The organism is Polyangiaceae bacterium, from assembly GCA_016715885.1.
In the GTDB taxonomy this organism is placed as follows: domain Bacteria; phylum Myxococcota_A; class Polyangia; order Polyangiales; family Polyangiaceae; genus Polyangium.
In genome coordinates this window covers 706,540-715,413 of sequence record JADJXL010000025.1, presented here as the reverse complement: position 1 = coordinate 715,413, position 8,874 = coordinate 706,540, and the positions used below count along the sequence as shown (strand labels likewise).

The following is an 8,874-nucleotide window of genomic DNA, read 5'->3' as shown; positions in this document are numbered from 1 at the left end:
ACGCTCGCTTCGCGCGCGTGGGACGCGCGCTTCGCGAGGCTTGGTTCACGTTGGGGGGGCCGAGGCTCGGCCCCCCCAAACCCCCCGGGGTCGAATTGATGGGCTGGTTCAGTCACAAATCGGTGAGCGGCAAACTCAGCACGTGCTCGATCCCGGGCGTCAAGTGACCGTATGCCTCGGCCGCAGTGAGCAGTGCGGCGTTGTGGGGCAGGTTCGACAGGAACGCACGCGCGTAGGGTGTTCCTTCGAGGCCTTTCAAGCGGCGTTCGAGCAGCGGAATGGCGCGTTCGACCGCGTCACGGGCATTCTTCAAGTCGCCGATGTCGACGAATCCATCGTGCAGCGTCAGGAAGATCGACGCCTCGTTGAGAAGACTGGGCGCCCCCGATTCGACGAGGCGCGACGCTTCTTTCGCGAGCTCGATGGCTTGTTCCGGATTGCCAAACCGTCGTTCGGCTTCGGCCCAGAAGCCCAGTGCAACGGGTAAAACGTCGCGGTTTTCCGTGGAACGATAAGCTTCGGTCGCTAGCTTCAAGAGCGACCGTGCGCGCGGGATGTTGCCCGTGCCGCTCATGCGGAGCAGCTCGCATCCACGGTAAAACAGCGTGCCGAGCGTGACTCGGTCGCGGACGACCCAACTTCCCGTCGCTGCCTCGTCGGCGCTGGCTCTGGTTTCCGTGAGAAAGCTGTCGATGCGGCTGTCGGCGCCGAACGTTGCGGCCCAGCAAAGCAGGTTCATTTGCGCGTTACGCACCGTGCCGGGGCTGCCGATGGCAGATGCCTTCGTCAGGCCTGCTTCGAGCTGCGATAGCGCTTCGCTACGAGCACCGATCGTGGTCAGCGCGAAGCCGAGGTTCGTGACGAGCATGGCTTCGCGCTCTTGAAGGCCGGCGAGTTTTGCGGAACGGGCTGCATTGCGTCGAGCGTCGAGCGCTGCGCCGAGTTGTCCTTGCGTCTGACGCACGACCGCAAGTGCCTGCCAAGCGTCGACCGCGGCCCAATCGATGGCGCCTTTGTCCGTCAAATCGAGCAGAACGCGAGTTTCTCTTTCGGCAAGAGCAAGCTGACCGGCATACGCATACAGATTCGCGAGCGCGGCCGAACAGCGCGCCATTTCTTCGACGAGACCAATGCCTGAAGCGCGATCGCGGATCTCGATGAGGCGCTCTTCGATGTGGATTCCCGTTCCAAGGGCGTAGTCGTACCGAACGCGAGCGCCGGCCGAACGAATTTCGCTTTCTTCGTCGAACACGTTCTCCGCCATCGCCTGGATGGCTTCGTTGCGCTGGTACGAACGTGCATCGAGGCGACTGTGCGCTTCGTCGAGCAGAACCGCGCGGGCAAACGCGATGGGTTTGTCCGTGGCGAACACGAGCGCCTTGTCGGCCATTTTCACCGCGTCTTGCAGCGAGTTTGTCGCGAGCGCTCGTTTGGCAGCCGTCTCCCAATGATCCGCGGCCTTCTCGTGCAGCTCGCCTAGATCGAAATGCTGCGCGACCGTCGCTGCATCCTCGCCCATCGTTGCAAGCCATTCACCCGCGGCTGCATGCATTTGCTTGCGCAATTCGTCGCTCGCGGACGCGTAGGCAACGTCGCGTACGAGCGCATGCTTGAACAAAAATTCGCGCGTTCCCGAGAACCGACTCGCGCCCGTTTCGACGAGCAACTCTGCCGCAATGAGCTTCTTCAGCGTGAGATCCGCGTCGGGAACGCCCACTGTCGCGATGCCCGCATCCCACACGCTCAGGCCAAAAACACTCATGCGCACGACGGCTTCTCGCGTCGCGTCGTCGAGCGAATCGAGACTGACTTGGATGGCAGCTTCGATCGTCGCAGCCGTTGCGACGTCTTTTCCAGCCGCAATGACGCGCGCGAGCTCTTCGGCGAACAGGGGCGAGCCTGCTGCTTGCTGCGCAACGCGATCGAGCGTCGCTTCGTCGGCGCCTTCTCCGATGACGGCACGCGCGATCTCTTTCGTTGCACGCTTCGGCATCGGACGAAGCTCGATACGCACGTGGTCTCGACCAATGAATCGTTGTCCTTGGTCTCGCCAGAACAGCGGCCGCATGACCATCATCACGAACAGCGGCAGATTCGTCGCACGTCCCAGCAGATGCTCGATCCAAGAAATGCTTTCCGGATCGGACCATTGAGCGTCCTCGAACATCAGCACGCACGGGCTCGTGGTCGCCGCACCGATCGCCAACTCGGTCATCGACAGGTACAGCGAATCGCGTGCATCGAGCCCATCATCGAAGGGCTGATTTGCGAGCAACCGAGACAGCGGTGAGTCTTCGATGTTCTTCACCTTGCGCGTACGAAGCGCGTGCTCGACTTGCTCGATATTCGCGCCTTTGGGCAGCCCGAGCAGCGTGCGAAGAGCATCCGTTGCAACACCAAGGGCCTGAGCTCGACCGAAGGATTCGCAACGTACGCGTACCAGAAGCGGCGGCTCTTCACGCCCCATCACGCGCGTGACGAATTCGCGTGCCAGACGGCTCTTGCCGATTCCCGGCGGACCAGAAATCGTCACGATGATCGGCGTCGTGTCCTCCGCGCAGCGTTCGTATGCGGCCAGCGCGTTGAGCAGCTCGGCTTCGCGTCCGACGAATTGCACCGTTTTCGTAGGTGCTTTGACCGGTGCGCCGACCTTGACGTCGCCGTTGGGCAGCGGTTCGAAGTGGAAACGGCCTCGCGCGAGCTCCTTCGTCGTGCTGTCGGCAAGCGCGTTGCCTTCGCCAGCCTTTCGAGCCAGCGCGCTTGCTCGATCGACGACATCACCCGCAGAGCGAACCTTATCGACGCGCATGCGACCCGTGGCGATGCCGATGCACGCGCCGAGATCGCAGAGCCATCGGCCCAAATCCAGTGCTCGCGTCGCTTCGTCACCGTGAGCCTGCTTCATGCCCAAATGAGCGACGATGGAATCGGCACCGAGTGGCAATGCATCGGCCCCATGCGCTCGCAGCCGGTCCACCAGTTGTCGTCGTTGATCCTTCGTGCCCACTTGCAGCGCCACGATCGTCGTAGCGAGCCGCGACGCCACGATGGGCGGTGGCTCCGTGGACAGCGCTAGCGGCTTCGCTTGCTCGGGAACCGATTCATCGCGGCACAGTGCATCGAACTCGAGCGCCACTTCACGTGCCGACACCGGTCGATGCTCGGGCTCCGACATCAAAAGCCGCGCGACCAGCTCTTCCAGTCGTTCGGGCACTTCGAGCAGCAGTTCGCTCAGGCGCGGCGCAGGTGTCGTCGCGAGTCGTGCGATCGTTGCGATGGATGTGGACCCGATGTGCGGCGGGCGTCCCGTGAGTAGTTCGAAGAGCGTTGCGCCGAGCGAATACAGATCGCTGCGAGCATCCACGACGGCATCTCCACGCGCTTGCTCGGGCGCCATGTACGCGGGCGTGCCCACGAAAACGTCGTTGCCCGCAAGGGCCATGTCGCTTGGCGTTGCGACGCCGAAATCGACGAGCTTTGCCTTGAGTTGCTCGGGGATCTCACTGACTTCTCGAGGGCGCCGGGCCGTGCGCGTCGATTGCGGCGGTGACTCCGCGTCGGGAAAACGATTCGAAAGTACGAAGATATTCGACGGTTTGATGTCGCGATGAACGATGCCTGCGTCGTGTGCAGCGGCGAGCGCGAAGGCGACTTGACGCGCAATTTCGAGCGCTTGGCGCATCGTCAAAGGCGCTCGGATCTGCCGCGTCAGAAGGTCTTCACCTTCGAGCCACTCCATCGCGATGAACGGAGCACCTTCGTCGAACTTCCTGCCCAGTGCGGCCGTGTAGGTCGAATCGAGCGCGCCGTAGGCAACCACTTGCACGATGCCGGGATGATCCAGCTCCGACAGCAGCTTGCCTTCTTGCAGAAGACGTACGCGTTCCGAATGATCGGCGTCGCCTGCGGCCGCGATGATCTTCAACGCTACGCGGCGTTGAGACACCGTGTCGAACGCGCGAAACACGATGCCCACGGCGCCGCGTCCGACTTCGCGTTCGACTTGAAACCGCCCGGCGATGAGCTGCTGGGTACGTGCCATGCTTGTTCGCGACTGCGACGGCCCCAAGGGTACACAATCTACGCTCAGGCAAAAAGAGCGGTGTTGACGGCGCAGTGCGGTCGCTTGACGCGCTGACTACGAACCCCTAGCCTCGGTGCCTCGGCGCAGCGAGTGCGTGGTCGGGCTTGGCATCATCGATACAGCCGGCCGCGTGACAGACGCGAGGCTCGTTACGGTCGAGGCCCCATCGAGATGTCTCGCATGATTCAGCACATGAGCACGCTCCTCTTCGAGGCCGCGGCTCGTCCGCTGTGTTCGCGAAGGAGTCGCTAGGAATGCTCGAGCGCGTTGCCGTACATCAAACTCGGCTTCGCACGCCAGGGCTCGGCCTCGATGCACGTGGTGTCGCTCTCGGCGGCAAAGGCGTCGTTCTTTTGCCCTCCATCGATCGACTCGTCGCGTTTCTCGCGCTCTACACGCGCCAAGGCTCGCTCGCCGACATCCTTCGTTCTCTCTCGATCGAAGTCGTTCGCTCCAAGCTGGGTGCTCGCGAAGTCACGCTCATGTTCGCGGCCGAAACGAGCGATCGCATGGATCGCATCGCCGAAATTGCGCGTCTTGCAGGCGGATACACGTTCACCGGCACCAGCCGACATTTCGTTCAGTATCGCGATGCTGCCGCGCCCTTTGGTTACGACGTCCCGCAGATAAGTGCTGGTGACGCGCCGCTGTGGCTCTACCACAACAGTTTTTCCCAGAGCTACAGCGCCGAACGAAAGATCGACGTTCGCGCGCTCGTGCTTCGTCTCGAGCCACACGCGGACCCTTCGGCTGGTCGTGAACCTGGTGAACGATGGCTCGCTGCTGAAGCAGGGCTCGGCCCGGCGATGATCCACTACTTCGTTCGCTCCGGCGTCGATGCCGAAGTTGGCGTCGCGGAATGGCCCCCTGAATCGAGCTTCGATGATGGGCCCGTCGTCCGATACCTCTTTCGCGTTCCGGCGCTGCCCGAGCGCATGTTGCCTTTGCTCACGCGCACACCGGGCCTCACGATGTTTGTCCCAGTCGCACCAGGTGCTGCCGTCGAGTGCGGCTTTCGTCACCCCGTGAATCTCCGCGCGTGCCCGGTCTTTTCCGATGCGGGCCTCGTACTGTTTCGCGGTCACGGACTCGACCCGCTCGAAATTCCCAAGCTACCCGCATTCGGCGACGTGCGTGCGTTTGCCCGCGTCGAGATGCGCCAGGAAAAACCCACCCCGATCGTCAAGACGCTCGCATCGAGCTCTGTTTCCGTTGCGCTGCGACTCGTTCCGACCCTCGAACCTTGGCGAGCGGTGACTGCAACGTGGGTCGACACGATTGACTTGTCGGTCCTTCGACGCATCGCGTATGCGCTTGGCCCCGACACGCTTCGCGCGGCGAGGGTCGCGTTTACCGACGTAGGCGCCGTCGTGCGTCATCCAACGGGCATCGAATGCATTCCCGTCGGCCAGTTCTATCGAAAGCTGCACGAAAACCTCTTCGCGCCCGCAGGGTACGACGTCGTTCCTGCCGTCTCGGCCGACGTTCTTTACCGCTCGCTCGGAGCGCCTCCGGGACAAGTTCTCTTCATTCGTCGCGATGGCGATGTCGTTGGCATTCCCGAAGAAGCTTTCGTTCCACTCGAGGCCGCCGTGCTCGAAGCGCAAGCGTGGATCACCGCCGGCACTGATCGCTTTGCCGACTCGCTCGCATCAGCGCTCGCCACCGAATTGCCCGAGGTGACGTTGGGCGGCGTTGGACTTCGTCCGCTTCGTGACTTCGACGGCGCCGCTGCCAGTGCCAAGGACGGGACATAGTTCGGCGATGAACGAACGGTTCGAGGAGCTCGTCGCGGGGATTGTGGTTCCGCTGGTTTTGGGCGGAAAACTCCGGCTGGCTCGCCCGTTTGGTCCGGCTGCGCTGACGGTTTTTCAGAACGAACGCATCGTCGATCCCGACACGCGAACGAATCTCGACGTGGCGCGCGTGAGGCGCGCGCGACTGCTTGCGCCGGTCGACGTTCTGCCCGAACCGAACGCGTCCGACTGGGCGATGGCCGCCGCATTGAACGACCTCTTGCAAGTGACGAATCACAACTTGGGCGGCGTTTTCACGAAGCGGCGATACGACCTTCTGGTCGCATCGGTCCTCGACGTCTGCGAACGCATCGCATCGCCCAGCGACGTTGGCGAAGCCTTGTCGCGTCACGCCACGTTCGCACGCGTCACCGAGCTTTTCCGCACGGATACCACCGTGTCTTGGTGGACCGGATCTGCTCGTTTTCGCGGCGAAGATCCACCGGATCGCCTGCTTGCGTGGCGCAACCTGAGACGTGTGCAGGTGAACGCCGAGCGCGTTCCGCTGTTTCGGATGGCCGACAATCTCACGCTGACCGACAACTTTCTGAACGCATTGTCCGCCTGGCTTCACCTCTCGCCGATTACGGACATCGCCTCCATGACGCGCGAATCACCGGCCTTCGTGTGGTCGCGACCAACCATCGCGCTGATTGCCGTTCCAGCAGGACGAACCCTGGCGCTTCGCGCTCTTTTACGCGGCCCACGCGACGCCGTGATCACGTTGTTGAAACATGCGAGCACCACGCTTCCGGAAAGCCTCGCCGCGCATCGTGCCCTGGTGGGCGAGTTTTCCCGCGAAGCGATCGATGCGCTTCAGCCTCGCCAATCCGCTTGATCACCACGCCGGTTCATCGTCGTGTTCGTCCGACATGAACGCGCTCTCGGCGTTTGCTTGCGTATCGAGCAGCGACACGAGCGCAGAGCCGTATTGCTCGGCGCGTTTGGCGCCGATGCCAGACACCGCCGCAATGCGCGTCGCAAGCTCCGAATCTCGAGCTGAAGTCGATGCTAGAATTGCCGCAAGCTCGTGCACGCAATGCCCCGGCAGCACGACTTGCTCGTCCACGCCTCGACGCTGCGCTTCCGCTCGACGAAACGCGCTCAGCTTGGACTCGATCTCCCGCCGTCGCATCGCAGCTTGCCGATCGAACGGTGGCGGATCGAAGAGCATGCGATCACTTTCGGGCACGTCACCAGCGTCGATCCCAGCCGCGATGGCTTCGATCCACCGCGCTACGTATCGACCAGCGCGCCCCGATGATGCTCCACGTATTCGGCCGAGATCCGTCATCGAGCGCGGACGCCTGCGCGCAAGCTCGAGCAAAACTTCGTTCGCGATGACCTTGAAGGGCGGCACATCGACTCGTTCGGCAACGTCTTCCCGTGCGGCAACGAGATGCATCAACACGGCGCGCCCTGTGCGATCCAGTTGCTGCACACCTTTGATGCGTGCATACGCGGGGCGCTGATCTCGTGGACGAGCCAGCGCCGTCACGAGCTTGTATGCGCACTCCGCTTCGACCTCCGCGCCGATGTCGAGCGCCGCTATTTTCTCCATGAGCGCGCGATCCAGTCGAAGCAGATGCGCCACGTCGTTGGCCAAGTAGTCCAAGTGCGCCGGATCGAGCGGACGACGTGACCAGTCGTGTTGCTGAAAGCGTTTGTCGAGAACGATGCCCAGCTCCGTCGCAAGCACGGATGCAAGGCCCGTTGCCTTCAACCCGAGCAGCCGCGCCGCAACCGACGTGTCGCGCACGTTCTGTATCGGCGCACCGTGCTCGTGCAGCATGCGTGCATCGAACGTGAGGTCGTGCAGCACCTTGATGGGCACCGTCGCGCTGAAAAGCGGCGCCAACGCCGCAATGTCGACCCGCAGCGTATCGATGACGGCAATGCTCGTTCGTTCGCCTTCCTCCCACGCCAACTGCACCGTGCACAGCCGCGGCCGGTAGACGAACAAACCGTTCGCCTCGACGTCGATGCCGATCGTCGTCGCGCCACTTGCTCGATCGACGACGGCCGCGAGCTCCACGACGTCTTGAACGAGTGTCCAGTCGCGCAGGAGGTGAGGGGGCTTCGTCATGAACGACGTGAACGATCTCGGCGACGCTTGGTGAACCAACCAAATGCCAAAAGGAGCGATGCTGCAGCCATCGCATTCGGTGCTCGCGTCCCGCCGGGTGTCGTCGAACAATTCCCATCGTCTTCGGCGATGGGCGAAGGCGAACATACCGATTCGAATCCTCGGCGAGGCGTTGGATCACAGGTGGATGGAATCGGATCGCCTGGAGGATATGCCGCGCAAATCGCTTTGATGTCGTCGGGCTCGAGCGTCCGGAGGCCCATTGCTCCTGGCGAATAATCCGAGAACATCGTCGCGGTTCCATCGGTCGAGTGCGACAAACCCAAAAAATGCCCCGTTTCATGGGCAGCGATCGATGCCAAGTCGTACTTGACGTCCTTGTCGCCAGTCGTGAATGCGACGTTCGCCGAATTGAGCTCCATGTCGGCGTCGTAGATTTCCCCCGTATCCACGTTGTACGTCACGGTCGTCAGCGCGAGCGTGCTGCCACCCCCGGCATGCGGCCACTCCGCGTCCTGAAACATGATCACGTTCGCATTGCCCGCTTTCTTGTTGTACTCGTGCACGCGACACTCGACCGGACCGAGGTCCACGACGCTGATGCGCGGATGTTTGCCTCCGCCACAATCGGCGTTCGTCCAAAGAGCGAACGCCTCTTCGAAGATCTTCGTGGCCGTTGTTATGTAGACTTGAGTGCTTGCGTCCTGCTGCATCGAGAAGCTGACGCAAGGGTTTTTCCAGAACAACTCTTTGCCGCAATCGGTGGGCAAAGCCGGTTCGCAGCGCGCGCCGGTTCCGACCCCCGGACAACTCGTCGTGCGGCAGTAGGCCGAGGCGCTGTGTGCATACAGAGTGCCGACGAGCGCGAACATCGCGGCGATGGCGACGCGCATGTGCATTGCAGTGCC

The 8,874-nt window shown here is 62.6% G+C and carries 5 protein-coding genes; 2 read left to right on the top strand and 3 right to left on the bottom strand.

Annotation, left to right across the window (positions count from 1 at the left end; all coding sequences use genetic code 11):
- Nucleotides 1–112 precede the first annotated feature (112 nt).
- Nucleotides 113–4,042 carry a protein kinase gene (locus IPM54_37950; GenBank protein MBK9265560.1) on the bottom strand — a complete coding sequence of 1,310 codons (3,930 nt, stop codon included), beginning with the start codon at nucleotides 4,040–4,042 and terminating at the stop codon, nucleotides 113–115.
- Between the two features lie 296 nt (nucleotides 4,043–4,338).
- Between IPM54_37950 and IPM54_37945 the strand changes: the two genes are divergently transcribed.
- Both IPM54_37945 and IPM54_37940 read left to right on the top strand, forming a co-directional pair.
- Nucleotides 4,339–5,841 (top strand): hypothetical protein, encoded by a 1,503-nt coding sequence (locus tag IPM54_37945; GenBank protein ID MBK9265559.1) that lies wholly within the window; start codon nucleotides 4,339–4,341, stop codon nucleotides 5,839–5,841.
- A gap of 7 nt (nucleotides 5,842–5,848) precedes the next feature.
- The gene (locus IPM54_37940) at nucleotides 5,849–6,718 is read left to right on the top strand and encodes a hypothetical protein (GenBank protein ID MBK9265558.1); all 870 of its coding nucleotides are present in this window, start codon (nucleotides 5,849–5,851) and stop codon (nucleotides 6,716–6,718) included.
- On the opposite strand, the gene IPM54_37935 is transcribed toward IPM54_37940, so the two are convergent.
- Together IPM54_37935 and IPM54_37930 are read right to left on the bottom strand one after the other, a co-directional pair.
- Nucleotides 6,719–7,966, bottom strand: coding sequence for an HRDC domain-containing protein (locus tag IPM54_37935; protein MBK9265557.1), 1,248 nt, complete (start codon nucleotides 7,964–7,966; stop codon nucleotides 6,719–6,721).
- Nucleotides 7,963–8,865, bottom strand: coding sequence for a matrixin family metalloprotease (locus IPM54_37930; GenBank protein ID MBK9265556.1), 903 nt, complete (start codon nucleotides 8,863–8,865; stop codon nucleotides 7,963–7,965). The genes IPM54_37935 and IPM54_37930 overlap by 4 nt, the downstream gene beginning before the upstream one ends.
- Nucleotides 8,866–8,874: the final 9 nt, after the last annotated feature.

Coding starts and splice junctions, on each gene's coding strand:
- IPM54_37950 (MBK9265560.1), bottom strand. CDS start 4,042: ATGGCACGTACCCAGCAGCTCATCGCCGGGCGGTTTCAAGTCGAACGC.
- IPM54_37945 (MBK9265559.1), top strand. CDS start 4,339: ATGCTCGAGCGCGTTGCCGTACATCAAACTCGGCTTCGCACGCCAGGG.
- IPM54_37940 (MBK9265558.1), top strand. CDS start 5,849: ATGAACGAACGGTTCGAGGAGCTCGTCGCGGGGATTGTGGTTCCGCTG.
- IPM54_37935 (MBK9265557.1), bottom strand. CDS start 7,966: ATGACGAAGCCCCCTCACCTCCTGCGCGACTGGACACTCGTTCAAGAC.
- IPM54_37930 (MBK9265556.1), bottom strand. CDS start 8,865: ATGCACATGCGCGTCGCCATCGCCGCGATGTTCGCGCTCGTCGGCACT.